Raw genomic sequence first — 26,033 nt, 5'->3', positions numbered from 1 at the left:
ATTGTACAGATTTGTGGGAATGCTGGCTAGTGTAAAATGGACTTTTACCCCTTTCGGTATAGAAAAAGCGCGGTTAAAATCACTGAATTTTAACCGCACTTTGTTTAGTATCCTTCTTCCTCCATATTTGGCAGGAACGTTTTGTGTTTGATTCTCTTCACTCTCGTTTCAATTCGCCCATCTGGATATAGCTCAATTTCACGCCAACCTGGTTGTAAGGTATCTAAAGCAAAATGGTTGCTGTCCGGCTTAAATTGAATACAAGTCGCTGGTGTTGCCATGGTTTGATAACCTTGCCAATAGCCATCGACTTCTTGATGAATATGACCGTATAAAATCCCTTTTACATTGTTGAATTGAGCCAGAACCTCTGAGAATTCATGAGCATTCCGTAAGTTATGCTGATCAAGCCATGCTGAATTTGTTGGCAATAAATGGTGATGTAAGACGACTAAGCTATGACGCGCTGGATTTTCCGCTAATTTCATTTTTAACCAATCTAGCTGATAAGCACTTAATTCGCCATGAGGCACACCAGAAACTTGGCTATCTAACAAAATCACTTGCCAATGTTTTCCAAGAAGTAAATGTTTTGACGCATTAATAGGCGGTTGGCTTAAATGCTCGACCATTTTGGGTTGAAAATCATGGTTACCCGGAAGCCAAAATACTGACTTATTTAACGGTTTAACCATTTCAATAAATCGTAGATAGCCTTCATCGCTACTATCTTGTACCAAATCACCGGTTGCAAGCACGACATCATAATTAAAAGACTCTGCCTGAATTTCTTTTAATACCTGAGAAAAGCTTTCATGCGTATTGATGCCTAATAAGTCTTTGCTTGTATCCTTAAATAAATGAGGATCGGTAATTTGTAATAATTTGACGATCTCACTCGCGAGTTCGCATTCAAATGTATTGCTCATGGGACTCCTATTGCCAGCGCTGCCGCAATTGGGCGTAATTTAATTGAAGCCATTGCAAGCCCATTACTGCAATGCCATTATCAATTTTGCCATTACACATCCATTGATAGGCTTGCTCACGTTTCACCACATGAACACGGATGTCTTCATTTTCTTCAGCTAAACCATGAAGTCCCTTGGCTTGCGAGCTATCTACTCGACCGACAAACAGATGAATACGCTCGACTACGCCACCCGGGCTATCCCATACACTTAAACAATGAGTAAGATCTTGAACTGATACACCAGCTTCTTCTTCACTTTCACGCAAAGCCACTTCTTCAGGTTGTTCACCCTCTTCGACCATGCCGGCGATCAATTCTAATAACCAAGGAGAACGAGCTGAACCAGGTTGATATGCACCAATACGTACTTGTTCCACTAAAACTACCGAATCTTCTTTCGGATCGTAAGCAATCACGGCAGAAGCGGCACCTTTGACCAACAACTCTCGTGTTACGACACCACTTTCGCCACCAGCAAAAAGCTTATGTTTAAACTGTACTTTCTTAAGTGTAAAAAAACCTTTATAAACAGTTTCTTCATTAAGAACTTCTATATCATGCTGACTAAACTGTTGAATTTCTGACATCATTACTCTCCTAGTATCGAGGTCGCATAATACTCCCATAAAAAAATAAAAAAAACTGAACCCTCTATTTTTTTGTCGAAACTTTGAAGCCGGTCACAAAAAAAGAAAACCTATGATGATTTCTTATTCATCATAGGTTTACATTAAAAATTTATTTAAATTAACAAACGCGGCTGGTTATTTCCCCATCTGCCACCTTCGTTTTAATGGTGTCGCCTGTTTTGACTTGTTTCACACTCACAATAGCATGTCCTTTGACATCTTCCGCGATGGAATACCCTCGCGCTAATACTTTTAATGGGCTTAATCCATCCAACTTGCCACACAATGTCGCTAATTTATTTTGACGTTCCGTGACTTGACGATTCGCCCCTAAATTTAACCGCACTTGTAACTGAGCTAAATATTGGGATTGTTTTTGCAATCGATAAGGCAACGGATTTTGTTTTAAGCGCGCTGAAAGTGCGGTCAATTTTTGCTGCGTTTTATCCATTTGGCGCTGCATCGCCAAGACTAAACGATGGTGTAATTGCGCCGTTTTGGCTTTTTGCATCAACAATTGATTTTGCGGATGTTGATTTTGCAAGCGTAAACGTAACTTTTGTAAACGTTGTTGTTGATGACTAAAAATGCGATCTAACGCCATCTCTAAGCGCTGTTGTTTATAGGCTAACTGTTGAAGTAATTCCTGCTGATTGCGACTCACTAACTCCGCCGCAGCAGAGGGGGTTGGTGCACGTAAATCAGCCACAAAATCGGCGATGGTGACATCGGTTTCGTGACCTACCGCACTGATAATGGGTAAATTAGAACGAAAAATCGCACGTGCCACTTCTTCTTCATTAAAGCACCAAAGATCTTCTAAAGAACCACCACCACGGCCGACAATCAATACATCCACTTCTTGACGTGCATTAGCGAGCTCAATCATTTGGACGATTTCAGCCGTTGCTTCTTTGCCTTGCACTGCCGTTGGATAAATCACTACTTTTAAACTGGGATCTCGGCGAGCTAAAATATGCAGAATATCTTGCAACGCTGCGCCAGTTGAAGAGGTCACAATACCCACCGCTTTAGCAAAGTCTGGCAAGCTTTTCTTCAAGTTTTGTGCAAACAACCCTTCAGCCGCCAATTTCATTTTTAGCACTTCAAATTGCTGTTGCAATAATCCTTCGCCAGCAGGGTGCATGGATTCAATAATCAGCTGATAATCACCGCGAGGTTCATATAAACTAACATTTGCCCGCACCAAGACCTGCATACCATTTTGCGGACGAAATCCCACCCGCAAATTTTTCATACGGAACATCGCACCGCGAACCTGGGCATTTTCATCTTTCAGCGTTAAATACCAATGCCCAGACACAGGCTGAGTGAAATTAGAAATCTCCCCTGTCAGCCAAATCTGTGAAAAATTCCCTTCTAGCATTTGGCGAGCGGCACTATTCAGTTGGGAAACAGAGTAAATGTTTTCAGACATTATTCAATCAACACCCAACCGTCGTCCAGCCAGTTACAAATCGAATCGAGCAATAATTCCATTGTACTTTCAGGATCTTCTGTATCATTCACTAAGTTGTTTAAGAATGCCCAATCTAGCGTTTCACCATCGGAAAGACGTTTCAATACTTCCGCTTCAATGACATTCACTTCATCTAACCATTCACCATTAGCATAAATGCGGAGCGGATTTTCGGTGTAAAGCAATTTGCAGTTATTGTCCTGCATTAATACACCTTGTTCCTCTTCTAAAATTGACCGCACTTCGTCAGGATCGGACATCTCATCGGATACTAACATTTCATAGCGACGTGAGCTCACTGTACTGGCTACTGCTTGTTTGAACAAGGTATCAAAGGCATCAGACTCTGCCAATTTCGCTAAGAATTGCTTTTTCATTGCTTGAATATTTTCATCTGCCAATTTGCCCGTACGCTGCTCTGCTTGCGTTAAGCGTAACGGTAATTGGAATTCGCTTAAATTCAATTCAGGATCTTGATGACAAAACGCTTTGTTCACGTTATCGAAAATGTCTGCTAAATTCGGATAACGCAAACCAAAAGAAAAGGTCAAACAATCATCTTCAGCCACACCATAATGCGACATGCGAGCCGGAATATAAAGAATATCGCCTGGATTCATGACTTCATCAATGACCAATTCGCCCATATCATCAAAAATACGAATCGGCTGATTCGGTTTAAATTCTGTGGAAGAATCACACCATTTACCTAACTGCCAACGACGGTGACCATAGCCCTGCACCAAGAACACATCATATTCGTCATAATGTTTACCAACGGAACCGCCTTTAGGTGCATAGGACACCATAATATCGTCACGTTGCCATTGTGGAATAAAGCCAAACTTATTCCAAAGCTGACCGAGTTCAGTGCTCCATTGTTCTAAATTTTGGACGAGCACCGACCATTTCTCGGGTACATCTGCAAAATCTTCTTCGGATAACGGACTGAAAAACACTTTCCAATTATCATCTGAAAAGGTTTTTACTAAACGCGCCGTCACATCTTCGCCTTGTGCTAATTCGATGATATCGTCAGGCTCAAATTGACCAACAATTTCAGGCAAACCATTACGAATAATTAATGGTTTTTTCTGCCAATAATCACGCAGGAAAATTTCAGGGGTAATGCCATCAGGCAGACAATATTGGTTGGAAAGTGCGGTCATTTTTTTACTCCTTTTCCTGTTTTTCTTGTTGAGCTTTTTCTTGTGCGGCTTTGGCTTGCTCTGCTGCACGTTTACGACGAATTTCTTTCGGATCCGCTAACAATGGACGGTAAATTTCAATACGATCACCATCTTTTAACTGATCGTTTAGTTTTGCTGGACGGGAATAAATTCCTACTTTATTCTCGCGCAAATCAATCTCGGTAAACTGTTGTAAAATGCCCGATTGTAAAATAGCCGTTTGGATCATCGTGCCTTCATCCACTTTGAAGGACTTCAAATAATAACGATCCGGCAAGGCATAGGCGATTTCAATATTAATTTGGTTCATGTCTTATTCTGTCTTGATGAGTTTTCCGTTATTATAGCGGAAAAGTGCGGTCAATATTAACGATAAAATCAGGAGTTCATCATGAATTGGGTATTTTTTGCCATTGGTTCAGCCTTTTTTGCTGGACTTACCGCTATTTTAGGCAAATTAGGGGTAGAAGGCATTAACAGCAATCTCGCGACCTTTATCCGCACAATTGTGGTTTTACTCGTTACAGCGGGTATCATTAGCGCCCGCAATGAATGGCAACTACCACAACATATTGCCGCAAAACCATTTACCTTTTTAATTCTTTCTGGTGTTGCTACAGGCCTATCTTGGCTTTGTTATTATCGTGCGTTGCAAATGGCGCCCGCCTCTTGGGTTGCGCCCATTGATAAACTCAGTGTCGTGATTGCCATTATTTTAGGTGTTGTATTGTTAGGCGAACCCTTAAGTATGAAATTAGTCATAGGAAGTCTATTAATTCTCTCAGGTGTTTTAGTCTTAGCCTTATAGATTGAGAAATTAGCCCTTTTTCGCTACAATACGCCACTATTTTTATTCAAGTATAAAACTATGTCTGAAATTAAACTCATCGTGGGGCTGGGAAACCCTGGCGATAAATATGCGGAAACCCGCCACAATGCAGGTGAATGGCTGATTGAGCGTTTGGCTCGTCGCTTTAATGTTTCGCTTAATGCAGAAAATAAATTCTTCGGTTATGTAGGAAAAACACTGATTAACGGCAAAGAAGTCCGTTTTTTAGTGCCAACGACGTTTATGAATTTAAGCGGAAAAGCAGTGGGTGCACTTGCTAATTTTTATCGCATCAAGCCAGAAGAAATTTTAGTGCTACACGATGAATTAGACTTACCGCCGGGCACCGTAAAATTAAAACAAGGTGGTGGACATGGCGGACACAATGGTTTAAAAGATATCGTGGCTCAGCTTGGTAACAGCAACAATTTCTATCGTTTACGCATTGGCATTGGGCATCCTGGACACCGTGATTTAGTTTCAGGTTTTGTGCTTAACAAACCTGCGCCTGCAGAAAGAGAAGCACTCGATAAAGCGTTAGACGAAGCCACCGATTGCATTGAATTGCTTTTCAAAGAAGGCATGGTGAAAGCCACCAATCGCTTAAACAGTTTTAAAATTTAACTCAAAAGTGCGGTGAAAAAACACCATAAATTTTAACCGCACTTACGCTTACAATAAGGAAAACATCATGGGATTTAAATGTGGTATCGTTGGTTTGCCAAACGTCGGTAAATCTACCCTTTTTAATGCATTAACCAAAGCCGGTATCGAAGCGGCAAACTATCCGTTCTGTACAATCGAACCAAATACTGGCGTGGTACCAATGCCAGATCCGCGTTTAGATGCGTTAGCGGAAATTGTTAAACCTGAGCGCGTATTACCCACCACCATGGAGTTTGTGGATATCGCTGGTTTGGTTGCGGGTGCAAGTAAAGGTGAAGGCTTAGGTAATAAATTCCTAGCTAACATCCGTGAAACTGATGCAATTGGTCATGTTGTTCGTTGTTTTGAAAATGATGACATCGTGCACGTTGCGGGTAAGATCGATCCATTAAGCGATATCGAAACCATCAATACCGAATTAGCCCTTGCTGACTTAGATAGCTGCGAACGTGCTATTCAACGTTTACAAAAACGAGCTAAAGGTGGCGATAAAGACGCAAAATTTGAGCTGTCTGTGATGGAAAAAATCCTTCCTGTACTTTCTGAAGCAGGCATGATTCGTTCTGTTGAGTTAGATAAAGATGAATTATTGGCGATTAAAAGCTATAACTTCCTCACATTAAAACCAACCATGTACATTGCGAACGTAAATGAAGACGGTTTTGAAAATAACCCATATTTAGACAAAGTACGTGAGTTTGCAGAAAAAGAAGGCTCTGTTGTGGTGCCTGTATGTGCAGCGATTGAAGCTGAAATTGCGGAACTTGATGACGACGAAAAAATCGAATTCTTACAAGATCTTGGCATTGAAGAACCTGGCTTAAACCGTGTAATTCGTGCAGGTTATGCTTTATTAAATCTTCAAACCTACTTCACTGCGGGCGTGAAAGAAGTGCGCGCATGGACGGTTTCAGTTGGTGCAACCGCCCCTAAAGCAGCCGCTGTAATCCATACTGACTTTGAAAAAGGCTTCATCCGTGCAGAAGTAATTGCTTACGATGACTTCATCCAATTCAAAGGTGAAAACGGTGCAAAAGAAGCGGGTAAATGGCGCTTAGAAGGTAAAGACTACATCGTCCAAGATGGTGATGTTATGCACTTCCGCTTTAACGTATAAAAACACTTCAGACCGCATAACTATGCGGTCTTTTTGTATTTATAAAAGGAAAAAATAATGTCGGATAAATTAAATCAACTTATCGAATTGTTAAAATTAGAAAAAATTGATGATCTTATCTTTCGCGGAGCCTGTGAAGACTTAGGTTTTCGCCAAGTGTTTGGTGGCCAAGTCGTGGCACAATCGCTTTCTGCCGCGATGCAAGTTGCACCACCTGAGCGAGTACTCCATTCCTGCCATGCTTACTTTTTAGCGCCTGGCGACAGTCAATACCCGATTATTTATGATGTAGAAACCTTACGTGAAGGACGCAACTTTTCTGCATTACGCGTAAAAGCCATTCAGCATAAAAATGTGATTTGTCATGTCACTACTTCATTTCAAGTACCCGAAGAAGGCTTTGACCATCAATCAGCCATGCCACAAGTGCCGGGGCCAGAACAATGTATTGATGAGCACGAAATCATGTTAAAAGTGGCGCAGACTTTGCCTGAAAGCTTAAGTGAAAAATTTGCCCAAGAACGACCATTTCAGATTCATAGCCGATATTTGAACAATCCATTTAATGGGCAAAAACTGCCGCCAGAACAATATGCTTGGTTTAAAACCAATGGAGAAGCTCCACTAGATTTGCAGACACAACAATGTCTCTTGGCCTATTTTTCTGATTTTCACTGTATTTTGACCGCACTTCACCCACATGGGAAAGGCTTTTTACAGAAAGGGATGAAAGTGGCTACAATCGACCACAGCATTTGGTTCCACCGCCCTTTCAATTTAAATAATTGGCACTTACATGCCATTGAAAGTAACAATGCTTTTGCCGGACGTGGTTTAGCGAGAGGACAAATTTTTGCTGCAGATGGCACACTAATTGCCACCACACAGCAGGAAGGTTTAATTCGTTATCAAGAATAACCGCACGTTAAAACCAGGTGCAGACTACCCTTCGTAACCAATATCTTCTAAAGTTGGGTTTTCTGCGCCTTGTTTGGCTAATTCATCACAAATTTCATTTTCACGATGACCTGAATGGCCTTTCACCCACTGCCAATCAATGTTATGGGTTTGAATCGCCTGATCTAATGCAATCCATAAATCCTGATTTTTTACCGCTTTGCCCGTGCTGGCTTTCCAATTGTTTTTCTTCCAATTGTAAATCCATTGTGTAATGCCATTTTTCATATATTGGCTGTCGCTATAAAGCGTCACATGGCAAGGCTCTTTCAAGCTATTTAAAGCCTCAATCACTGCTCGTAATTCCATGCGATTATTGGTGGTTTTGAAATACCCTTTTGAAATATGTTTTTCATGCTGTTTATAGCGCAGGACAATCCCTATGCCACCGGCTCCCGGATTGCCAAGGCAAGATCCATCCGTAAAAATTTCAATCTGTTTTTGCATAACTAATTCGAGCTTGTGTAAAATAGGCAGTATTTTAAAGGAAACAAATAGGTAGAACAATGATAAATCCGGATCGCCAAATTGTACTGGATACTGAAACCACCGGTATGAACCAAATTGGTGCGCATTACGAAGGACATTGCATTATTGAAATTGGTGCCGTGGAAATGATCAACCGTAAATATACGGGCAATAATTTTCATATTTATATTAAACCGGATCGTTTGGTTGATCCTGATGCTATTAAAGTTCACGGTATTACGGATGAAATGCTGGCGGATAAACCGGATTTCAAAACGATTGCACAAGACTTTATTGAATACATTCGTGGTGCCGAACTGCTGATTCATAATGCGCCCTTCGACGTGGGCTTTATGGACTATGAATTCCGTAAACTTGGATTAGATATCAAAACGACTGACATTTGCCTCGTCACCGATACGTTGCAAATGGCGCGCCAAATGTATCCAGGGAAACGTAATAGCTTAGATGCGTTGTGTGATCGTTTAGGCATTGATAACAGCAAACGCACACTCCACGGCGCGTTACTGGATGCGGAGATTTTGGCCGACGTTTATTTATCCATGACGGGCGGTCAAACCAGTCTATTTGATGAAGATCATGCGGATAGTTCAATTATCCAAGCTGGTGCTAATATGCAAGATCTTCAAAGTGCGGTCAATTTTTCGCAGAATTTAAAAGTGTTGCAACCCACTGATGATGAACTCCAAGCCCATTTGGATTTCCTTAAATTGGTCAATAAAAAAAGCGATGGCAAATGTTTTTGGTCTATTCGTACGGGGGATGAAACCTCACATTAATCGGTTATCTATTAATCAGATAAACATAAAAAAGAAAAAAAAGATTGACGGTTTTAACGTTCATCATTATTATACCCAGCACTTAGCGGAGTGGTAGTTCAGCTGGTTAGAATACCTGCCTGTCACGCAGGGGGTCGCGGGTTCGAGTCCCGTCCATTCCGCCAATTTAAAACTTGTCTTAATATACTTACGGAGTGGTAGTTCAGCTGGTTAGAATACCTGCCTGTCACGCAGGGGGTCGCGGGTTCGAGTCCCGTCCATTCCGCCAATTAAGCCGAGATAATGAAGCACCAGAAGGTGCTTTTTTTATGCCCGAATTTTACCTGCCAGCCAACATTCGCTATAATTAACCAAATTTACACTTTACAGAGATATTTTTATGACAACTCCTGTCGTTGCCTTAGTGGGTCGCCCAAACGTAGGTAAATCCACCCTATTCAACCGTTTAACCCGTACTCGTGATGCGCTTGTCGCAGACTTCCCTGGTTTAACCCGAGATCGTAAATACGGTCATGCCAATATTTCTGGCTATGATTTCATTGTGATCGATACCGGCGGTATTGATGGCACTGAAGAAGGCGTTGAAGAAAAAATGGCGGAACAATCCTTATTAGCGATTGAAGAAGCCGATGTAGTGCTTTTCTTAGTGGATGCGCGTGCAGGTTTAACGGCTGCAGACATTGGCATTGCCAATTACTTACGCCAACGTACTAATAAAACAACCGTGGTTGTAGCAAATAAAACTGACGGTATTGATGCAGACTCACACTGTGCGGAATTCTATCAATTAGGCTTAGGTGAAATTGAACAAATTGCCGCATCACAAGGCCGTGGCGTAACTCAATTAATGGAGCAAGTACTTGCACCTTTAGCGGAAAAATTACAAGAAAACGAAGCAGAAAATGACCGCACTTCTGATGAAGAAGAAAAAGATGAATGGGATCACGAATTTGACTTCGATTCAGAAGAAGATACTTCATTAATTGATGAAGCATTAGACGAAGAGCTTGAAGAAGAACAAGATAAAAATATCAAAATTGCGATTGTAGGCCGTCCAAACGTCGGTAAATCGACATTAACCAATCGTATTTTAGGTGAAGATCGCGTGGTGGTTTACGACATGCCAGGCACAACACGTGACAGTATCTACATTCCAATGGAACGCGATGGGCAACAATACACCTTGATTGATACAGCAGGTGTGCGTAAACGTGGTAAAGTGCATTTAGCCGTTGAGAAATTCTCTGTCATCAAAACATTACAAGCGATTCAAGATGCAAACGTGGTATTACTCACAATTGATGCGCGTGAAAACATTTCAGACCAAGATCTCTCTCTACTTGGCTTTATCTTAAATGCAGGACGCTCGCTCGTGATCGTCGTGAATAAATGGGATGGCTTAGATCAAGATGTGAAAGATCGCGTCAAATCTGAATTAGATCGCCGTCTTGATTTCATCGACTTTGCTCGTGTGCATTTTATTTCTGCTTTACACGGCAGTGGCGTGGGTAATCTTTTTGATTCGATTAAAGAAGCTTATGCTTGTGCGACGCAAAAAATGACGACGTCCCTTCTCACCCGTATTTTACAAATGGCAACGGATGAGCATCAACCACCAATGATTGGCGGTCGTCGTATTAAATTAAAATATGCTCACCCAGGTGGTTATAACCCACCAATTATCGTGGTGCATGGTAACCAAATGGATAAATTACCGGATTCATACAAACGTTATTTATCTAATTATTATCGTAAGAGTTTGAAAATTATTGGTTCGCCAATCCGCTTGCTATTCCAAGAAGGTTCAAACCCATTCGCGGGTAGAAAAAATAAACTCACACCAAACCAATTACGTAAACGTAAGCGTTTAATGAAGTTTATCAAAAAAGCGAAACGCTAATCTTAACAAACAAAGAGCGGTCAAAAATCACTGTGAATTTTGACCGCTCTTTTTATTGAAAAATAAATTATTCGTCTATAACCACTTTGCCAATATAGCCTAGATTACGATAACGTTGAGCATAATCAATACCATAGCCGACAACAAATTCATCCGGAATAGAAAAACCAATCCATTCAACCGGTACTTCCACTTCTCGGCGAGAAGGTTTATCTAATAAGGTACAAATCGCCAAGCTTGCAGGATCGCGTAAATTTAAAATGCTGCGCACTTTTTCGAGGGTATAACCTGTATCAATAATATCCTCAACAATCAGCACGTGTTCATTGCGAATATCGCCCTCGAGATCTTTCGAAATTTTCACATCGTGATTACTTGTCATCCCTGCGCCATAACTTGATGTGGTCATAAACTCCACTTCTACCGGTAATTTTAATTCACGCACGAGATCGGCCATGAACATAAATGAACCACGTAAAAGCCCAACAACAATCAGTTTATCGATGGCTTGTTGTTGATAAAAATGCGTAATTTCTGCACCAAGTTCAGTAATGCGGCTACGAACATCCGCTTCTGAAATTAAAATATCGACGTGGTGTTTTTTCATGGTCTTTCCTTTTTAATTTAATCGTTTGCGTATTCTACAATAAAAAAGGCTGAAGTTTAAACCTTCAGCCTTTTTAACCCTAACGAATTTACTTTCTACTCTACCTGTTGGAGCAATCTGCAATCGCTGCTAAACAGATGTGCGTATAGTAGCAGAAAGAAATTACATGTCAATAAGAATTATTATCATTTTAAAAAATTTATTAATTTCCTGAAATTTTCATCTTATCTAACAAGATTGAACCTGTTTGAATATTGGAGCGATGTTCAATATCATCTGCTACTGCCACAATATTTTTCAACATATCCTGTAATTGACCGGCAATGGTAATTTCTGCAACTGGATACTGGATTTCACCATTCTCCACCCAGAAGCCTGCTGCGCCACGGGAATAATCCCCCGTCACAATATTTACGCCTTGCCCCATGACATCTGTCACCAATAAACCGGTGCCCATTTGACGTAAAAGTGCGGTCAATCCGCCCGTTAAATTTGGTTTCACGAGCCAGTTGTGAATACCGCCTGCATGACCGGTACTTTGCATGCCCATTTTTCTACCGCTGTAACTGGTGAGCAAATAGGTTTGCAATAAGCCATCTTGAATAATTTCAAGATCCTGTGTTCGCACCCCTTCGCTATCAAAAGGCGTGGAGGCTAAACGTTTTAACAAATGCGGACGCTCACTAATTTGGAACCAATCTGGCAATACTTGTTTTCCAAGATGATCGAGCAAGAAACTGGATTTACGATATAAGCTGCCGCCACTAATCGCGCCCGTTAAATGAGAGATCAATCCTGTTGCCACATCATTTAAGAAAATCACCGGCACTTCACGTGTCGTTAATTTTTGTGGATTTAAACGCGCAATCACTTTTTTTGCACAATTCTGTCCTACCCAATCCGCTGGAGAAAGCGCATCAAACTCACGTGAAACTGTATATTCGTAGTCATTTTCAAGTTGATCTAGCTCGCCACCAATCACCGAACAAGATAAAGAATAACGGCTAGATAAGTAACTTTGTAACATGCCATGTGTATTACCATAAACACGCACACCAGTATGCGAATTAAAGCTTGCGCCATTACTATTCACAATTTTAGCATCGTATTCCAACGCTGATTTTTCAGCTTCTAAAGCTAATTTTGTAGCCTGTTCGACATCAACATTTGCACTATGATAAAGCGCTAAATCGGGTGCTTCAAAAGCCATTAGTTCTTTATCGGCTAGCCCTGTGCAATCATCTGGTGAAGTATATTTTGCAATAGCAAGTGCTGCTTCAACGGTATTTTTAATCGCTTCTTCACTTAAGTCTGAGGTAGAAGCATTGCCTTTTTGTTGGCCTAAATAAACAGAAATGCCTAATGCCCCATCATTAGTAAATTCAACATTTTCAATCTCTTGCAGACGGGTTGAAACCGATAAACCACTCACTTTTGTCACACCGACTTCAGCGGTTGCCCCCGCTTTCTGCGCGGTTTCAATCGCAAAACTGACTGCATCACGCAATGTTTGCTCTTGAGATTTTAAAAGTGCGGTTAAATTTTCTGCTGTTTTCATGGTAATTATCCTATTAAAAATTTGCACCATTTTATCTTATTTTGAAAGTTTATGCTAAAATGCACCAAATTTTTCATAAGGTAATAGAATGGCAAAACGTAAGAAAAAAGAAGCCTTTGATTGGGAAGATGAAGACCAAGAAGAGATTATTTGGGTAAGTAAAAGTGAAATCAAACGCGACGCTGAGGATTTAAAACAACTCGGGGAGAAATTGGTGAACTTAACCAAAGCAAATCTGACTAAGGTTCCACTAGACGATAGCTTGAAAGATGCCATTGAATTAGCACAACGCCTGCAAAAAGAGGCGCGTCGTCGCCAATTGCAATATATTGGTAAGCTCTTACGCTCAATTGATGCAGAGCCTATTCGTGAAGCTTTAGAAAAAATTGAAAACAAACATAATCAACAACAAGCGATGCTGCATAAGTTGGAAATCTTACGTGATGAATTAGTTGCGAAAGGTGATGTAGCACTGACTGATTTGTTAAATGAGCATCCTTCTGCAGATCGCCAACAATTACGTAATTTGATTCGTGCAGCACAGAAAGAGAAGGAACAAAATAAGCCATCAAAAGCTTATCGCGAGATTTATCAGATCTTAAAAACACTCATTTTAGAAGACTAAAATACGGCTATTTTTGACCGCACTTTGTGTCAAAAAAGTGCTATGATTAGTTACCCTTTTAAGAAGGAAAGAACGTTATTTATGAATATTCGTTGGAATATTATTTTAGGTGTCATCGCCTTGGCTTTATTAGGCTGGTATTATTCGCTTAATCAAGATCATGGCGATTTACAAAGCCTAATCAAAAAGCCTGATAGCCCAGAATACGTCGGTAATAAAATGGAAACGACTGTATTCTCGCCAGAAGGAAAAAAACAATATCTCGCGATTTCCGATAAGGTGGAATATTACACACAAGACGGTCATACGGATTTTATTTCGCCATTAGTCTATCTTTTTGATGTCTCTTTAGATAATAAAGACAAAGATACGAAAACCGATAAAATTCAATTAGAAAAACAAAATTGGAAGCTTAGCGCGAAAAAAGCAAAATTAACTAAAGATCAAATGCTCTATCTTGAAGGCGGCGTGGTTGCCGAGAGCCTTGATCCTTTATCTCGCCTGCAACGTGTTGAGACCGAAGCGGCCGTGATTAATTTAAAAACACAAGACATTACTTCCGATACACAAGTAAAAATTAACGGATTAAACTTTAACTCAAGTGGATTGAAGTTGGTCGGAAATTTACGTCAGCAAGTTGCAACTCTAAAGGAACAGGTAAAAACATATTATGAAATCAACAAACAATAAAATTCTGCTTTTAACAGCATTAATGATGACTTCCTTATCTGCTTTTGCGTTAAAAGACGATACCAATAAACCGATTAATATTGTCTCAGATAATCAATCTTTAGATATGGAAAACAGCGTAGTAACCTTTACGGATAACGTTGTGATTACACAAGGTTCCATTTTAATTAAAGCCAATAAAGTAGTTATTACTCGTCCGCCAGAAAATTCAGGTAAAAAAGAAACCGTCGAAGCCTTTGGTAGCCCTGTTACCTTCCACCAGCAACTTGATGATGGTAAGCCTGTTGATGGTAAAGCGAATAAAGTTCACTACGATTTAGGCACTGAATTCTTAACATTAACCGGTAATGCTGAATTAAAACAATTGGATAGCAAAATTAACGGTGAACGCATCACTTATGATGTGAAAAAACAACAGTTAAAAGCCAATGGTAATGGAAAATCACGTGTGCAAACCGTCTTAATTCCGACCCAATTACAACAAAAAGGTAAAAAATAACCGATGTCTGTATTACAAGCTGAATTTCTCGCAAAAAGTTACAAGAGCCGAAAAGTGGTTTCTGATGTGAGTTTAACCGTAAACTCCAATGAAATTGTTGGCTTACTTGGTCCTAATGGTGCGGGTAAAACTACTACTTTCTATATTGTGGTGGGTCTAGTACGTCACGATCAAGGTAAGATTACTATTGACGGCGATGATATTAGCGTATTACCTATGCATGAACGTGCTCGTCGAGGAATTGGCTATTTACCACAAGAAGCCTCTATTTTCCGCCGTTTAACGGTATATGAAAATCTTATGGCGGTATTAGAAATTCGTAAAGATCTCACTGCTGAGCAGCGCAGAGAGAGAGCGGATGAGTTAATTGATGAGTTCAATATTGGCCATATTCGTGATAGCCTAGGACAATCTCTTTCTGGTGGTGAACGTCGTCGTGTGGAAATTGCACGCGCCCTAGCAGCAAATCCAAAATTTATTTTATTAGATGAACCTTTTGCGGGTGTAGACCCAATTTCAGTCACGGATATTAAGAAAATCATCACGGATCTCCGTAATCGTGGCTTAGGTGTGTTGATTACCGACCATAACGTACGCGAAACCCTTGATGTCTGTGAACGAGCTTACATTGTTGGCGAAGGGAAAATTATCGCGACCGGCACACCGGAAGAAGTCATGAATGATGAGCACGTTAAACGTGTCTATTTAGGCGAACAATTTAAACTATAACCTATGAAATTTACGACTCTGCTCTCCCCTGATGATATTCGTCAGGGGGTTGCTTTTTCTAGCAAGAAACGATTATTTGAATCTATTGCCACTTTCGTTGTGGAAAAACTTCACTCTGAAAATGGTGAACAAGCTTGTTTTGAATGTTTATTTGAACGAGAAAAATTAGGTAATTCAGGATTAGGCAATGGTGTCGCCATGCCTAAAGCTAAGTTACCTGCTACTGTGTCAGATAAGATCCTGACGGTATTTATGCAATTAGAAACGCCTGTCGAATATGATGCCGCCGATAATAAACTGGTGGATATCGTTTTTGCTGTGCTCGTACCCGAAAATCACTGCCAAGAATATATTCCTGTTCTGGCAGAAATCAATGAAAAATTAACTGATAAAAACTTAATTAAACAACTTCGTTCAGCGCAAAGTACGGATGAAATTTGGCAAATTTTTGAATGTGCCGATCATTCAGAGGAATCTGAAGACGACACAAATTTAGATAATATTGCACCTCAAGAGGTATAACCTACCAACCATAAGGAATCACGCAGATGGAAATTATTATTATCAGCGGTCGCTCCGGAGCTGGGAAATCTGTCGCATTACGAGCCTTGGAAGATATGGGCTATTATTGCGTGGATAACCTTCCTCTCAATTTACTTCCTCAACTCACGCAGATTCTTGCTAACACTCAATCGGCTGTTGCAATCAGCCTTGATATTCGAAATCTTCCTCATTCCAGTGCTGATTTAGACAAAATTTTGACTGATATTCAAGCCTCTTATTCCGTCAAAATCATCTTTCTAGACAGCGATCGTAGTACACTTATTCGCCGTTACAGCGATTCACGTCGTCTTCATCCACTTTCGGCACAAGATCTCCCGCTTGAATCAGCGATTGATTTAGAGTATCAACAACTTGAGCCTTTAATTCAACATGCTAATTTTATTATTGATACTGCGCCACTTTCCACTCATGCGTTATCTGAACGTTTAAGAGAAGTTTTACGCGGTAATACAGATAAAGAACTTAAGATCGTGGTTGAATCGTTTGGCTTTAAATATGGCATTCCACTTGATGCGGATTATGTCTTTGATGTGCGTTTTCTGCCTAACCCGCACTGGAACCCAGAACTGCGCCCAATGACGGGGCTTGATGAACCTGTTGCACAATTTTTACTTGCGCATGATGAGGTGAATAATTTTATCTACCAAACACGCAATTACATTGAAACGTGGTTACCGATGTTAGAGCAAAATAACCGAAGCTATCTCACTATTGCCATTGGTTGTACGGGTGGTAAACATCGTTCTGTTTATATCGCTCAACAAATTGGAGAATATTTCCAAGCTAAAGGTAAGGATGTGAAAATTCAGCATAAATCCTTGGAAAAGAACAAAAAGAATTAATCAAACCATAAAAAAACGCAGCGACCAGCTGCGTTTTTTGTTAAACCACATACTGCTCAAAAATCTCTGACAAATGTGTAATTAACGTTTCTTTTCCAGCCACGGTTTCATGCTGCCAAACCTGCAATAGCACATCTGGCGTAAATAATCGTGATGCCTGTTCAGCTAAAGGTAAATAGCTAATATGCCAAGGCTCTCGACCTATTTTTTTACCTTCTGGCTGACTGATAAATGGCAAAGCAAAATCAAAGTGCGGTAGATTTTCAGTAAGAAATTCACTAAGCTCAAAAAAATACCCCCCCTTTTCATATTCCCAAGGTTCAAGTTGTAAAGATTGACCTTGAGGCAAAAGATCAGGATCAAAAATATCGACTTCTGTACCCCAATGATGACGACTGCCACCTGGAAGCGCTGACCAACGTAAAATGGCTTGTGCTTTTTGCCAATCATCTAACGATGCTAAATCTAATGGATTTCCCGCATCATCATGAACCTTGCGTTCACCGTTAAATTTACCGTTCCAAATGAGTTGTTGACGTTCAAAATCACGAAAGCTACTCGCGGGTTGCAAATTAAAGCCATTTTTGACCGCGATTTGCTGCAATCCTTGAAATGCTTTCATTGCCTCAGCTTGCAAAAAATGATTTGGAGAATGAGGTGTAGGCAAATTGATCAAATGTTCACGAGATTTGCCGGTTAACATTTCGGGCGTTAATTTCATCTTACTTGTCCAATAAATTCACTAACATTTGATAATAAATTTGACCGCACTTTGCAAGATCATCAACGTTTACACATTCATTCACTTTATGAATCGTTGCATTAAGTGGCCCAAATTCCACAACTTCAGCGCCCATCAATGCAATAAAACGCCCGTCAGAGGTACCACCGCCAGTTTCTGCTTGTGGTGTAATACTGGTTGTTTGCTTAATTGCTGTCGTTAATGCATCTAATAATTTGCCCGGTTTCGTTAAAAATGGTTTACCCGATAAATTCCAATCCATACGGTATTTCAAGGCATGCTTTTCGAGCATTTCTGCCACTTTCTGCTTAATAATTTCGTCTGTAACTTCCGTACAATAACGTAAATTGAATTGCACATAAAGCTCACCAGGGATGACATTATTACTCCCTGTACCCGCATGAATATTTGCAATTTGTAAACTGGTCGGCGGGAAAAATTCGTTACCATTATCCCATTGATAGGTGGTTAATTCCTGCAAGAAAGGGGCGGCTTTATGAATTGGGTTTTCCGCTAAATGAGGATAAGCCACATGGCCTTGAATACCTTGTATGTAGAGATTACCTGTAATCGAACCACGACGACCATTTTTGACTACATCGCCTAATGTTTTTGAACTAGACGGCTCGCCCACCATGCAATAAGTGATTTTCTCACCGCGGGCCATTAAGGTTTCGACAACACGTACCGTGCCATCTTTCGCGGCAGCCTCTTCGTCAGAAGTAATCAACAAAGCAATCGTTCCATTATGATTTGGATTGGCTTTCACATATTTTTCCGTTGCTACAATCATCGCTGCCAATGAGCCCTTCATATCGGCAGCACCACGACCATAAAGCATATCATCCACAATTTCGGCAGAAAACGGCGGATAAGTCCATTGCGCTTCATCTCCGGTCGGCACCACATCGGTATGCCCAGCAAAGGCGATAACCGGCTCACTACTACCATGCTTCGCCCATAAATTTAACGTATCGTTAAAAGGCATCCATTCAATTTGAAAGCCGAGTTTTTCCAAACGCTCAGCAATCATTTGCTGACAACCTTCATCATTTGGGCTAATAGAGGGGCGATGAATTAATGCTTGTGCAAGCTCAATAGTTTTTTGTTTCATAATATTCAGTGACGACTAAAAGTGCGGTCTAATTTAACAAAATTTTCCTTCAATTTAAATCTGTTCAAATAAAAAACGGATAACCTCGTTATCCGTTTTTATTAGTTTATGAAGAATCCTAGAATTGAACTTGCAAACGTAACCAATATTGACGTCCAGGCTCGTTCACTCGAACAGTTTGAAGTCCCGCTGAAGGATCTGCGCCTTTACTTACAAATTCTGCATAGGATTTATTAAATAAGTTATCAATTCCGCCCTGCAAAGTGGCATATTTATTAATTTTCCACCCTGTATTAAAGGATAAGGTTCCAAAGCCTGCTGAAGCGCCAATGTCCTGCCCAATAATGTTGCCTTGTCCTGTTGCATAGCGTTTTTGTGCCGAAACCACTCGCCATAATACTCCAGCACTCAAGGTTTCATTATCCCAAGTTAATGAGTTTTTCCATTCTAATGGTGGTGTTTGAGCAAGTGGACGGTCGTCCGTGCGATTTTTACCATAGGTATAAGCCAGACTACTACCGATTTCCCAGTGACGTGCAAATTTCCATTTACCTTCAATTTCGCCACCTAATCGAGTTGCCTTGATATTACGAGCCGAGACATCTTTACCTACTCGTTCTAACATAATGAAATCGTGGACATCACTACCAAATAACGATACAGAAAAATCAAAGGTGTCATTCTTCCACATCAATGATTGAGATTGTAACAATACTGTAATGAATCTTATTCTTATTAAGTGCAAAAGGCAAGGTTAAAAGATGACTATTTACTTATGCATTTCTGGTAAACATACTACTGCCAGCACCAATTGAACTATCCCCAAAATAGTACAAGGAAGGCCTAATAAAAAATAAGTGCCTATAATTGTATCAATAGTGCTATCCCAGTTTAAATCAACAAAATGCAAAAATAATCCGACAATAATAGGGATTAAAAAAGGCATAAAAAATGCCACCAATAAATACCGCCCATAATAGCGACTTGCTTTTTCCTGAGTGATGTAAAAAACAAACGTTGTTATCGCACTAGGTATAAATACGATAAAAAAAGTATAAAAAAATACCCATACCACCTCATCTGATGAGCCGCGATCCATTGAAGCAAGAAATAAATCAACGACGGCAGCGCATAATAATGCAATAAAAAAACTCCCAATAAAAAAACGTCGTATGGCTTTTTGCTGTTCACTTTGTTGTTCATTATTCATTTTTATATTTCCTTTCAAATAAAATTAATAGCTCCAATAAGCAGAAAAAAACCTCCAGCTTTAATAAAGAATAAGGTTAAGCGGTTTTACTGTGCGTCCCATATTTTTATAAAACACGCTTGTGCTAACACCAGTTGAGCTACTCCTAATATACCACAAGGAATACTGTACCCTAGATAATTCGCTACAAGCATATCAATAGCATCATGCCAACGGTTTAAATAAATCAAATCGAATAATGTGGTCAGGATCGGAATTAAAAAGAACGGCATCAAAAGTGCCAGTAAAAAATACCGACAATAGTAGCTACTTGCTTTTTCCTGAGTGATGTAAAAAACAAACGTTGTAATCGCACTAGGTATAAATACGATAAAAAAAGTATAAAAAAATATCAATACCACCTCATCTGAGCTGGGAGTCATTAAAGTAATAAATAAATAACCGAGGGCTGCGCATACTAATGCAATAAAAAAACTCCCAATAAAAAAACGTCGTATGGCTTTTTGCTGTTCATTTTGTTGTTCATTATTCATTTTTATATTTCCTTTCAAATAAAATTAATAACTCTAATAAGCAGTAAGAAAGTCTCCAACCTTTAATAAAAGGCAAGGTTAAAAAATTATTGTGCATTATGCATTTATGGCAAGCATATGGCTGCCAATACCAGTTGAACTACTCCCAATATACAAGCCAAAATACCGTGCGTTAGATAATACTCTACAAGCGTATCAATAGCATCATGCCAACTGTTTAAATAAATCAAATCGAATAATGTGGCCAAGAGCGGAATTAAAAAAGGCGGCATCAAAAGTGCCAGTAACAAATACCGCGAATAGTAGCTACTTGCTTTTTCCTGAGTGATGTAAAAAACAAACGTTGTAATCGCACTAGGTATAAATACGATAAAAAAAGTATAAAAAAATACCCATACCACGTCATCTGATGAGCTGCCATCCATTGAAGCAAGAAATAAATCAACGACGGCAGCGCATACTAATGCAATAAAAAAACTTCCAATAAAAAAACGTCGTATGGCTTTTTGCTGTTCACTTTGTTGTTCATTATTCATTTTTATATTTCCTTTTTTAATCAAAATTAGTAGTTCTAATAAGTAGATAAACAAGTAAAAATAAATTCTCTACTTTAGTACTACTTAAATACTGCAATATATTCTTTTTCGTTGAAGCCAATCAATGCCTTACCATCTTGCAGAATAATCGGGCGTTTGATTAACGTTGGATTTTCAGCTAATACGGAAAGTGCGGTAGATTTCGAGAGTGTATTTTTCACATTTTCATCAAGATTACGCCAAGTCGTACTACGTTTATTGACTAAATTTTCCCAACCAAATTGAGCTTCTGCTTGTTGTAAGAATTGAGTATCTAATCCATCCACACGATAATCATGTAATTTATGTTGAATATTATGTTCAGTTAGCCACTTCAATGCTTTTTTTACTGTATCACAGTTTTTAATGCCATAAACGATAATCATATTCTCACCTCTAAAAACAAAAAATCCTCAATTCATTTAGAACGAGGATTTTAACTGCTACATGAATTAATCACAAATAGATTAGCCCGATACAAATTTTCACATCCAAAAGAAAAAGTGCGGTGAAAATCAACCGCACTTTTCAAAAGGGAAATTAGAATTCGTAACCTACACCCACTTTAGCGCCATAGTTATTCACTTTAGTATCGTCAAAGCTACCTAAACGGTTATATTCTAAACCACCGTTTGCATACACTTTTTCTGCTAATTTGTATTTAGCACCCGCAACTACGCCATAACCCACTTTGGTTTCAGAAGAGCTTTTATAGCGTTGATCCGCACGCTCTTCAAATTTGAAACGGTTTGCCGCAAGACGAGCACCAACATAAGGTTCAATTTGAGAATTGGTATCGAAGTCATAGAATACTGTCGCACCTAAACCTTGAACTTTAGTACCTTGGAAGTTGCCGTGATGAGTATAATCACCTGCTACACGCATATTACCTAATTTGTAACCTACTGCAACACGAGGTTCAACTTTAGTTTTGCTTGAACCACCATTGCTTAATTTAGTTCTTGAAAGACCTAGATCACCTTCTGCATATAAACCTGCGTTTGCTGTTGAAGCAACCGCTAATGCACCGACAACGATAGCTAATAATGATTTTTTCATTGGATAACCCCTGTTATTTGATTGAAAACATTACGAATATATCACAGCACTCATTAATTTTCACTATGAAAAACCAATTTTCCCTGACATTTTCGACATAAATAGGCAATTTTATCGCGTTGAATGCGATTATGCCGACGAATCGTTAAATAATGGGTCTGACATTCGCATTGATAAGCAAACATTTTACCCTGTACACTTTCCACATCGAATTGATGGCAAGTATCAGCCGGAAGATTGAATAACTGCGTCATCACCGCTTGCCACTCCTGCCCATGCGGTTTCACTCGACCAAATACTTGATACACAATAAGGTGGGCTAATTCGTGTGGAACCACCTGACGAATAAATTCATCTGAGTTCTCGAGTAGTAAAGTGCGGTTAAATTTAATCTCATTTTTCTGCAAGTATGCAACGCCAGCCTTTACACCTCGCAAGTCATAACTGATTGTCGGAATAGGAAATTTCCGTTGAAAGTGATTTTCAGCCAGTTGTAATGTTTCTGCAAGTTTACGCTGTACCTGCATTTTTAAATGCCGAAACTGAGTTTGAGATGAGATCATCATGTTAAGTAAACAAAAACCGCTAATTTAGCGGTTTTTATCATACACATTTTATTTACTTATTTAAGACCGGCTGCTGCACGCAATTCTTCTGCACGATCTACTTTTTCCCATGGGAATTGTTCACGACCGAAGTGTCCATACGCGGCAGTTTGGCGATAGATTGGTTGAATTAAATTTAACATTTTAATTAAACCATAAGGACGTAAATCAAAGAATTCACGCACTAACTTAACTAATACTTCGTTTGATACTTTTCCTGTGCCGAAGGTTTCTACCATGATAGAAGTTGGCTCAGCCACGCCAATTGCATAAGAAAGTTGAATTTCACAACGATCTGCAAGACCTGCTGCAACAATATTTTTAGCCACATAACGTGCGGCATAAGCAGCTGAACGGTCTACTTTTGATGGATCTTTACCAGAAAATGCACCTCCACCATGACGAGCTGCACCGCCGTAGGTATCGACAATGATTTTACGACCCGTTAAACCACAGTCGCCCATTGGACCACCAATCACAAAACGACCGGTTGGGTTAATAAAATATTTTGTTTGTTGAGATAACCATTCACTTGGCAAAATTGGCTTGATGATTTCTTCCATCACGCCTTCATAAATTTCTTTTTGTGAGACTTCTTCACTGTGCTGTGTAGAAAGAACAACGGCATCCACGCCCACGATTTTGTTATCTTCGTATTTTAAGGTCACTTGGCTTTTCGCATCAGGGCGTAACCAGGCTAAGTTACCGCTTTTACGTACTTCCGCTTGTTTTTCCATTAAACGATGCGCATAAGTAATCGCTGCTGGCATCAAGACTTCGGTTTCATTTGTTGCATAACCAAACATGATCCCTTGGTCACCCGCACCTTGATCCAATGGATTCTCACGATCCACACCTTGATTAATATCCGATGACTGTTTGCCAATCGCATTTAATACAGCACAAGAATTGCCATCAAACCCCATTTCAGAGTGTTTATAACCAATATCACAAATCACTTGGCGAGTAAGGTTTTCAATATCAACCCATGCTGATGTAGTAATTTCACCACCCACTAACGCCATCCCTGTTTTGACATAGGTTTCGCAAGCCACACGAGCTTTAGGATCTTGTTTTAAAATTTCATCAAGTACCGCATCAGAAATTTGATCGGCAATCTTATCTGGATGTCCTTCTGAAACTGATTCAGAAGTAAATAAATAGCTAGACATAAATTCTCTTCTTTTAGATGTATTGACGTATAGACGTCTATAATACGCTTTTTTGACTAATAAGCAAGCATTTCTATCAAGTATTTTTGAAATGTGACAAGAAGAATCTAAGCTTTACGACAGAATTCACTCATTAATACATTAAATGGGTGACAAACACCCATTTATTTACCTGATTTTATTTAACTAAATCCAACATCTCTTGTGCATTTGCTAAAGCAAGATCCGTAATTTCACTACCACCGAGTAATCTTGCAAGAGCAGGAACGCGCTCTTCTTGAGAAAGTGCGGTCATTTTGGTTTCTGTTTTATCATCCACGGTAAATTTCTCAACATTGAATTGATGATGTCCATGGCATGCCACTTGTGGTAAATGGGTCACACAAAGCACTTGGCATTTATTACCTAATTGGCGCAATAATTTACCCACTACGCTCGCGGTTTTCCCACTAATCCCAACATCAACCTCATCAAAGATTAGCGTTGGAATCGCCGATTGATCGGATGTTAAGACTTGAATCGCTAATGAAATACGAGACAATTCACCACCTGACGCCACTTTTGCTAACGGCTGTGCTTGTTGTCCTAAATTACTACGTAAAGTAAAGACGATATTATCTGCCCCATTTACCGCAACTTTAGTTAAATCTGAATTCACTTCGATAAAAAATTCTGCATTTTCCATTGCAAGCCCTTTAATGGAATGCGTCACTTGTTGGGCTAATTTCTCTGCAGCTTGGCAACGGCTTTCATGTAATTGTTTTGCCGTATGTTGCATTTTCTCAACGGCCGCTTTTTCTTCCAGAATCAAACGCTCTTCACTTTCTGAAAAATCTAAAAGTGCGGTCAATTCTGCTTTTAATTTTTGATGCCATTCAACTAACGCTTCAGGTTTCACATTGTGCTTGCGAGCGAGTTGTAAAGCTTGACCTAGACGTTGTTCAATCTCTTGTAATAACATCGGATCTTGCTCAATATGAGATGCAAGATGTTGGACTTCACTTGTCGCCTCTTGCACTTGGATAAGTGCATCATTCAACATTGTTTGAACGGAAACATATCGAGGATCTAACTCACTTAATTCATTAATATACTGTGTCGCACGATAAAGCATAGAATCGATACTTACCGTCTCATTTTCACTGAGTAGCTGTAAGGCTGATTGTGATAACTGTGTCAGCTGTTCGCTATTTGATAGACGACGTTGATCCTCTTCTAATTCTAAATATTCATTTGGACGAAGGGCAAACTCATCCAACTCTTCTACCTGATATTGTAAAAGTTGTTTCTTCGCTTCATTTTCGGCCACTTTTTGTTGGAAATTTTTAACTTGCGTTTGAAGATTTTTCCATGCTCGATAATCTTCTCGCATTTGTGCGAGTAAATCATTGTGATGTGCAAATGTATCCACTAACTGAAGCTGATAATCATTTTTTAATAATAATTGTGAAGCGTGCTGCCCATTAATATGAATAAGATATTGACCAATTTCTTTTAATTGAGAAGCCGATACGGGCGTGCTATTGATAAAGGCTTTAGAACGCCCATCTGCATTAATGATGCGGCGTAGAATACAATCGGAGGGATTATCTGGATCTTGTAATTCTTGCTCTTGCAACCATTGATAAGCAGGATTAGTTGGTTCAATAAAAAACGTGGCACAGACTTCAGCTCTTTCCTGCCCTTCTCGAACCATAGAGGTTTCAATACGCTGCCCCAAACATAACCCCAACGCATCAATAGCAATAGATTTTCCTGCGCCGGTTTCCCCCGTGATCACAGACATTCCTTTCGCCAATTCAATCTCTAATTGACGAACAATTGCAAAATTATTGATGGTAAGTTGGGTTAGCATAAAAAATCTCCTTAACTGTATATCCATATATTATAACTGATATAA

General features: G+C 39.6%; 31 protein-coding genes and 2 tRNA genes. 14 read left to right on the top strand and 19 right to left on the bottom strand.

Annotated features, from left to right (window positions below; translation table 11 throughout):
* Positions 1–104: 104 nt before the first annotated feature.
* The 5 genes from cpdA to INQ00_RS05970 all read right to left on the bottom strand — a co-directional run bounded on the left by cpdA (position 105) and on the right by INQ00_RS05970 (position 4,582).
* Positions 105–929: a 3',5'-cyclic-AMP phosphodiesterase gene (gene cpdA / locus INQ00_RS05990; protein ID WP_197546495.1), complete on the bottom strand. Its 825-nt coding sequence runs from the start codon at positions 927–929 to the stop codon at positions 105–107.
* 7 nt (positions 930–936) lie between these two features.
* Positions 937–1,560, bottom strand: a complete 624-nt coding sequence (gene nudF / locus INQ00_RS05985; RefSeq protein WP_197547505.1) for an ADP-ribose diphosphatase — start codon at positions 1,558–1,560, stop codon at positions 937–939.
* A 160-nt stretch (positions 1,561–1,720) separates the two neighbouring features.
* Positions 1,721–3,040, bottom strand: coding sequence for an exodeoxyribonuclease VII large subunit (gene xseA / locus INQ00_RS05980; protein WP_197546494.1), 1,320 nt, complete (start codon positions 3,038–3,040; stop codon positions 1,721–1,723).
* Positions 3,040–4,251, bottom strand: coding sequence for a ribosomal protein uL16 3-hydroxylase (locus INQ00_RS05975; RefSeq protein WP_197546493.1), 1,212 nt, complete (start codon positions 4,249–4,251; stop codon positions 3,040–3,042). The genes xseA and INQ00_RS05975 overlap by 1 nt, the downstream gene beginning before the upstream one ends.
* A 4-nt stretch (positions 4,252–4,255) precedes the next feature.
* The gene (locus INQ00_RS05970; RefSeq protein ID WP_049364381.1) at positions 4,256–4,582 is read right to left on the bottom strand and encodes an RnfH family protein; all 327 of its coding nucleotides are present in this window, start codon (positions 4,580–4,582) and stop codon (positions 4,256–4,258) included.
* An 81-nt stretch (positions 4,583–4,663) separates the two neighbouring features.
* Between INQ00_RS05970 and INQ00_RS05965 the strand changes: the two genes are divergently transcribed.
* From INQ00_RS05965 to tesB, 4 genes are all read left to right on the top strand, one after another.
* Positions 4,664–5,080, top strand: a complete 417-nt coding sequence (locus tag INQ00_RS05965) for an EamA family transporter (RefSeq protein ID WP_065244332.1) — start codon at positions 4,664–4,666, stop codon at positions 5,078–5,080.
* Positions 5,081–5,140: 60 nt separating this feature from the next.
* Entirely contained in the window at positions 5,141–5,725 is a 585-nt protein-coding gene (gene pth, locus INQ00_RS05960) for an aminoacyl-tRNA hydrolase (RefSeq protein ID WP_014065080.1), read from the top strand.
* A 67-nt stretch (positions 5,726–5,792) separates the two neighbouring features.
* Positions 5,793–6,884: a redox-regulated ATPase YchF gene (gene ychF, locus INQ00_RS05955; protein ID WP_049355809.1), complete on the top strand. Its 1,092-nt coding sequence runs from the start codon at positions 5,793–5,795 to the stop codon at positions 6,882–6,884.
* A gap of 57 nt (positions 6,885–6,941) precedes the next feature.
* The gene (tesB, locus tag INQ00_RS05950; RefSeq protein WP_197546492.1) at positions 6,942–7,802 is read left to right on the top strand and encodes an acyl-CoA thioesterase II; all 861 of its coding nucleotides are present in this window, start codon (positions 6,942–6,944) and stop codon (positions 7,800–7,802) included.
* A 24-nt stretch (positions 7,803–7,826) separates the two neighbouring features.
* Here the strand turns inward: tesB and rnhA are convergent, their stop codons facing one another.
* Positions 7,827–8,288 (bottom strand): ribonuclease HI, encoded by a 462-nt coding sequence (gene rnhA, locus INQ00_RS05945; RefSeq protein ID WP_049381610.1) that lies wholly within the window; start codon positions 8,286–8,288, stop codon positions 7,827–7,829.
* Positions 8,289–8,347: 59 nt separating this feature from the next.
* Here rnhA and dnaQ point away from each other — a divergent pair, with 59 nt between their 5' ends.
* The 4 genes from dnaQ (at position 8,348) to der (ending at position 11,009) form a co-directional block, all read left to right on the top strand.
* Entirely contained in the window at positions 8,348–9,109 is a 762-nt protein-coding gene (gene dnaQ / locus INQ00_RS05940) for a DNA polymerase III subunit epsilon (protein WP_049384994.1), read from the top strand.
* Positions 9,110–9,196: 87 nt separating this feature from the next.
* Positions 9,197–9,273 (top strand) — tRNA-Asp (locus tag INQ00_RS05935).
* 27 nt (positions 9,274–9,300) lie between these two features.
* Positions 9,301–9,377, top strand: a tRNA-Asp gene (locus tag INQ00_RS05930).
* A gap of 111 nt (positions 9,378–9,488) precedes the next feature.
* Positions 9,489–11,009, top strand: a complete 1,521-nt coding sequence (der, locus tag INQ00_RS05925; RefSeq protein ID WP_049384377.1) for a ribosome biogenesis GTPase Der — start codon at positions 9,489–9,491, stop codon at positions 11,007–11,009.
* Between the two features lie 67 nt (positions 11,010–11,076).
* Here der and hpt read toward each other — a convergent pair whose 3' ends face one another.
* Positions 11,077–11,616: a hypoxanthine phosphoribosyltransferase gene (gene hpt, locus INQ00_RS05920; protein WP_178162137.1), complete on the bottom strand. Its 540-nt coding sequence runs from the start codon at positions 11,614–11,616 to the stop codon at positions 11,077–11,079.
* Positions 11,617–11,818: 202 nt separating this feature from the next.
* Positions 11,819–13,174: a metalloprotease PmbA gene (gene pmbA / locus INQ00_RS05915; protein ID WP_197546491.1), complete on the bottom strand. Its 1,356-nt coding sequence runs from the start codon at positions 13,172–13,174 to the stop codon at positions 11,819–11,821.
* An 88-nt stretch (positions 13,175–13,262) separates the two neighbouring features.
* Between pmbA and yjgA the strand changes: the two genes are divergently transcribed.
* The 6 genes from yjgA to rapZ all read left to right on the top strand — a co-directional run bounded on the left by yjgA (position 13,263) and on the right by rapZ (position 17,123).
* Positions 13,263–13,799 (top strand): ribosome biogenesis factor YjgA, encoded by a 537-nt coding sequence (yjgA, locus tag INQ00_RS05910; RefSeq protein WP_049381713.1) that lies wholly within the window; start codon positions 13,263–13,265, stop codon positions 13,797–13,799.
* Between the two features lie 81 nt (positions 13,800–13,880).
* Positions 13,881–14,489 (top strand): LPS export ABC transporter periplasmic protein LptC, encoded by a 609-nt coding sequence (gene lptC / locus INQ00_RS05905; RefSeq protein WP_014065071.1) that lies wholly within the window; start codon positions 13,881–13,883, stop codon positions 14,487–14,489.
* Positions 14,470–14,988, top strand: coding sequence for a lipopolysaccharide transport periplasmic protein LptA (gene lptA / locus INQ00_RS05900; RefSeq protein ID WP_049367753.1), 519 nt, complete (start codon positions 14,470–14,472; stop codon positions 14,986–14,988). Before lptC ends, lptA begins: the two co-directional genes overlap by 20 nt.
* A 3-nt stretch (positions 14,989–14,991) precedes the next feature.
* Positions 14,992–15,717 (top strand): LPS export ABC transporter ATP-binding protein, encoded by a 726-nt coding sequence (lptB, locus tag INQ00_RS05895; RefSeq protein WP_197546490.1) that lies wholly within the window; start codon positions 14,992–14,994, stop codon positions 15,715–15,717.
* 3 nt (positions 15,718–15,720) lie between these two features.
* Positions 15,721–16,239: a PTS IIA-like nitrogen regulatory protein PtsN gene (gene ptsN, locus INQ00_RS05890; protein ID WP_197546489.1), complete on the top strand. Its 519-nt coding sequence runs from the start codon at positions 15,721–15,723 to the stop codon at positions 16,237–16,239.
* 26 nt (positions 16,240–16,265) lie between these two features.
* Positions 16,266–17,123: an RNase adapter RapZ gene (gene rapZ, locus INQ00_RS05885; RefSeq protein WP_197546488.1), complete on the top strand. Its 858-nt coding sequence runs from the start codon at positions 16,266–16,268 to the stop codon at positions 17,121–17,123.
* A 40-nt stretch (positions 17,124–17,163) separates the two neighbouring features.
* Here rapZ and INQ00_RS05880 read toward each other — a convergent pair whose 3' ends face one another.
* From INQ00_RS05880 to recN, 11 genes are all read right to left on the bottom strand, one after another.
* A complete protein-coding gene (locus INQ00_RS05880; RefSeq protein WP_197546487.1) occupies positions 17,164–17,844 on the bottom strand; it encodes a M15 family metallopeptidase in 681 nt (226 codons plus the stop codon).
* 1 nt (position 17,845) lies between these two features.
* A complete protein-coding gene (dapE, locus tag INQ00_RS05875; RefSeq protein WP_197546486.1) occupies positions 17,846–18,979 on the bottom strand; it encodes a succinyl-diaminopimelate desuccinylase in 1,134 nt (377 codons plus the stop codon).
* Between the two features lie 118 nt (positions 18,980–19,097).
* The gene (locus tag INQ00_RS05870) at positions 19,098–19,670 is read right to left on the bottom strand and encodes a TonB-dependent receptor domain-containing protein (RefSeq protein ID WP_232086594.1); all 573 of its coding nucleotides are present in this window, start codon (positions 19,668–19,670) and stop codon (positions 19,098–19,100) included.
* Positions 19,671–19,748: 78 nt separating this feature from the next.
* Positions 19,749–20,189, bottom strand: a complete 441-nt coding sequence (locus INQ00_RS05865) for a hypothetical protein (protein ID WP_197541832.1) — start codon at positions 20,187–20,189, stop codon at positions 19,749–19,751.
* A gap of 86 nt (positions 20,190–20,275) precedes the next feature.
* Positions 20,276–20,722 (bottom strand): hypothetical protein, encoded by a 447-nt coding sequence (locus tag INQ00_RS05860; protein WP_197546485.1) that lies wholly within the window; start codon positions 20,720–20,722, stop codon positions 20,276–20,278.
* 104 nt (positions 20,723–20,826) lie between these two features.
* Positions 20,827–21,258, bottom strand: a complete 432-nt coding sequence (locus tag INQ00_RS05855) for a hypothetical protein (protein WP_197546484.1) — start codon at positions 21,256–21,258, stop codon at positions 20,827–20,829.
* Positions 21,259–21,338: 80 nt separating this feature from the next.
* The gene (locus INQ00_RS05850) at positions 21,339–21,683 is read right to left on the bottom strand and encodes an ArsC family reductase (protein ID WP_005699881.1); all 345 of its coding nucleotides are present in this window, start codon (positions 21,681–21,683) and stop codon (positions 21,339–21,341) included.
* Between the two features lie 154 nt (positions 21,684–21,837).
* Entirely contained in the window at positions 21,838–22,356 is a 519-nt protein-coding gene (locus INQ00_RS05845; RefSeq protein WP_005699876.1) for an opacity family porin, read from the bottom strand.
* Between the two features lie 53 nt (positions 22,357–22,409).
* Complete coding sequence (locus tag INQ00_RS05840) at positions 22,410–22,922, bottom strand: SprT family zinc-dependent metalloprotease (RefSeq protein ID WP_197546483.1); 513 nt, start codon at positions 22,920–22,922, stop codon at positions 22,410–22,412.
* A 56-nt stretch (positions 22,923–22,978) separates the two neighbouring features.
* Positions 22,979–24,133 carry a methionine adenosyltransferase gene (gene metK, locus INQ00_RS05835; RefSeq protein ID WP_197546482.1) on the bottom strand — a complete coding sequence of 385 codons (1,155 nt, stop codon included), beginning with the start codon at positions 24,131–24,133 and terminating at the stop codon, positions 22,979–22,981.
* A gap of 178 nt (positions 24,134–24,311) precedes the next feature.
* Positions 24,312–25,988: a DNA repair protein RecN gene (gene recN, locus INQ00_RS05830; protein ID WP_197546481.1), complete on the bottom strand. Its 1,677-nt coding sequence runs from the start codon at positions 25,986–25,988 to the stop codon at positions 24,312–24,314.
* Positions 25,989–26,033: the final 45 nt, after the last annotated feature.

Origin of the sequence: Haemophilus parainfluenzae (assembly GCF_014931275.1) — a bacterium.
Lineage (GTDB): Bacteria > Pseudomonadota > Gammaproteobacteria > Enterobacterales > Pasteurellaceae > Haemophilus_D.
This window is presented reverse-complemented; position numbering and strand designations above follow the sequence as displayed.

Coding starts and splice junctions, on each gene's coding strand:
- dapE (WP_197546486.1), bottom strand. CDS start 18,979: ATGAAACAAAAAACTATTGAGCTTGCACAAGCATTAATTCATCGCCCC.
- xseA (WP_197546494.1), bottom strand. CDS start 3,040: ATGTCTGAAAACATTTACTCTGTTTCCCAACTGAATAGTGCCGCTCGC.
- pmbA (WP_197546491.1), bottom strand. CDS start 13,174: ATGAAAACAGCAGAAAATTTAACCGCACTTTTAAAATCTCAAGAGCAA.
- yjgA (WP_049381713.1), top strand. CDS start 13,263: ATGGCAAAACGTAAGAAAAAAGAAGCCTTTGATTGGGAAGATGAAGAC.
- metK (WP_197546482.1), bottom strand. CDS start 24,133: ATGTCTAGCTATTTATTTACTTCTGAATCAGTTTCAGAAGGACATCCA.
- INQ00_RS05840 (WP_197546483.1), bottom strand. CDS start 22,922: ATGATGATCTCATCTCAAACTCAGTTTCGGCATTTAAAAATGCAGGTA.
- INQ00_RS05865 (WP_197541832.1), bottom strand. CDS start 20,189: ATGAATAATGAACAACAAAGTGAACAGCAAAAAGCCATACGACGTTTT.
- der (WP_049384377.1), top strand. CDS start 9,489: ATGACAACTCCTGTCGTTGCCTTAGTGGGTCGCCCAAACGTAGGTAAA.
- rnhA (WP_049381610.1), bottom strand. CDS start 8,288: ATGCAAAAACAGATTGAAATTTTTACGGATGGATCTTGCCTTGGCAAT.
- INQ00_RS05975 (WP_197546493.1), bottom strand. CDS start 4,251: ATGACCGCACTTTCCAACCAATATTGTCTGCCTGATGGCATTACCCCT.
- dnaQ (WP_049384994.1), top strand. CDS start 8,348: ATGATAAATCCGGATCGCCAAATTGTACTGGATACTGAAACCACCGGT.
- hpt (WP_178162137.1), bottom strand. CDS start 11,616: ATGAAAAAACACCACGTCGATATTTTAATTTCAGAAGCGGATGTTCGT.
- INQ00_RS05855 (WP_197546484.1), bottom strand. CDS start 21,258: ATGAATAATGAACAACAAAGTGAACAGCAAAAAGCCATACGACGTTTT.
- nudF (WP_197547505.1), bottom strand. CDS start 1,560: ATGTCAGAAATTCAACAGTTTAGTCAGCATGATATAGAAGTTCTTAAT.
- recN (WP_197546481.1), bottom strand. CDS start 25,988: ATGCTAACCCAACTTACCATCAATAATTTTGCAATTGTTCGTCAATTA.
- INQ00_RS05845 (WP_005699876.1), bottom strand. CDS start 22,356: ATGAAAAAATCATTATTAGCTATCGTTGTCGGTGCATTAGCGGTTGCT.
- lptC (WP_014065071.1), top strand. CDS start 13,881: ATGAATATTCGTTGGAATATTATTTTAGGTGTCATCGCCTTGGCTTTA.
- INQ00_RS05860 (WP_197546485.1), bottom strand. CDS start 20,722: ATGAATAATGAACAACAAAATGAACAGCAAAAAGCCATACGACGTTTT.
- INQ00_RS05965 (WP_065244332.1), top strand. CDS start 4,664: ATGAATTGGGTATTTTTTGCCATTGGTTCAGCCTTTTTTGCTGGACTT.
- INQ00_RS05970 (WP_049364381.1), bottom strand. CDS start 4,582: ATGAACCAAATTAATATTGAAATCGCCTATGCCTTGCCGGATCGTTAT.
- lptB (WP_197546490.1), top strand. CDS start 14,992: ATGTCTGTATTACAAGCTGAATTTCTCGCAAAAAGTTACAAGAGCCGA.
- ptsN (WP_197546489.1), top strand. CDS start 15,721: ATGAAATTTACGACTCTGCTCTCCCCTGATGATATTCGTCAGGGGGTT.
- lptA (WP_049367753.1), top strand. CDS start 14,470: ATGAAATCAACAAACAATAAAATTCTGCTTTTAACAGCATTAATGATG.
- pth (WP_014065080.1), top strand. CDS start 5,141: ATGTCTGAAATTAAACTCATCGTGGGGCTGGGAAACCCTGGCGATAAA.
- tesB (WP_197546492.1), top strand. CDS start 6,942: ATGTCGGATAAATTAAATCAACTTATCGAATTGTTAAAATTAGAAAAA.
- INQ00_RS05850 (WP_005699881.1), bottom strand. CDS start 21,683: ATGATTATCGTTTATGGCATTAAAAACTGTGATACAGTAAAAAAAGCA.
- INQ00_RS05870 (WP_232086594.1), bottom strand. CDS start 19,670: ATGTGGAAGAATGACACCTTTGATTTTTCTGTATCGTTATTTGGTAGT.
- cpdA (WP_197546495.1), bottom strand. CDS start 929: ATGAGCAATACATTTGAATGCGAACTCGCGAGTGAGATCGTCAAATTA.
- INQ00_RS05880 (WP_197546487.1), bottom strand. CDS start 17,844: ATGAAATTAACGCCCGAAATGTTAACCGGCAAATCTCGTGAACATTTG.
- rapZ (WP_197546488.1), top strand. CDS start 16,266: ATGGAAATTATTATTATCAGCGGTCGCTCCGGAGCTGGGAAATCTGTC.
- ychF (WP_049355809.1), top strand. CDS start 5,793: ATGGGATTTAAATGTGGTATCGTTGGTTTGCCAAACGTCGGTAAATCT.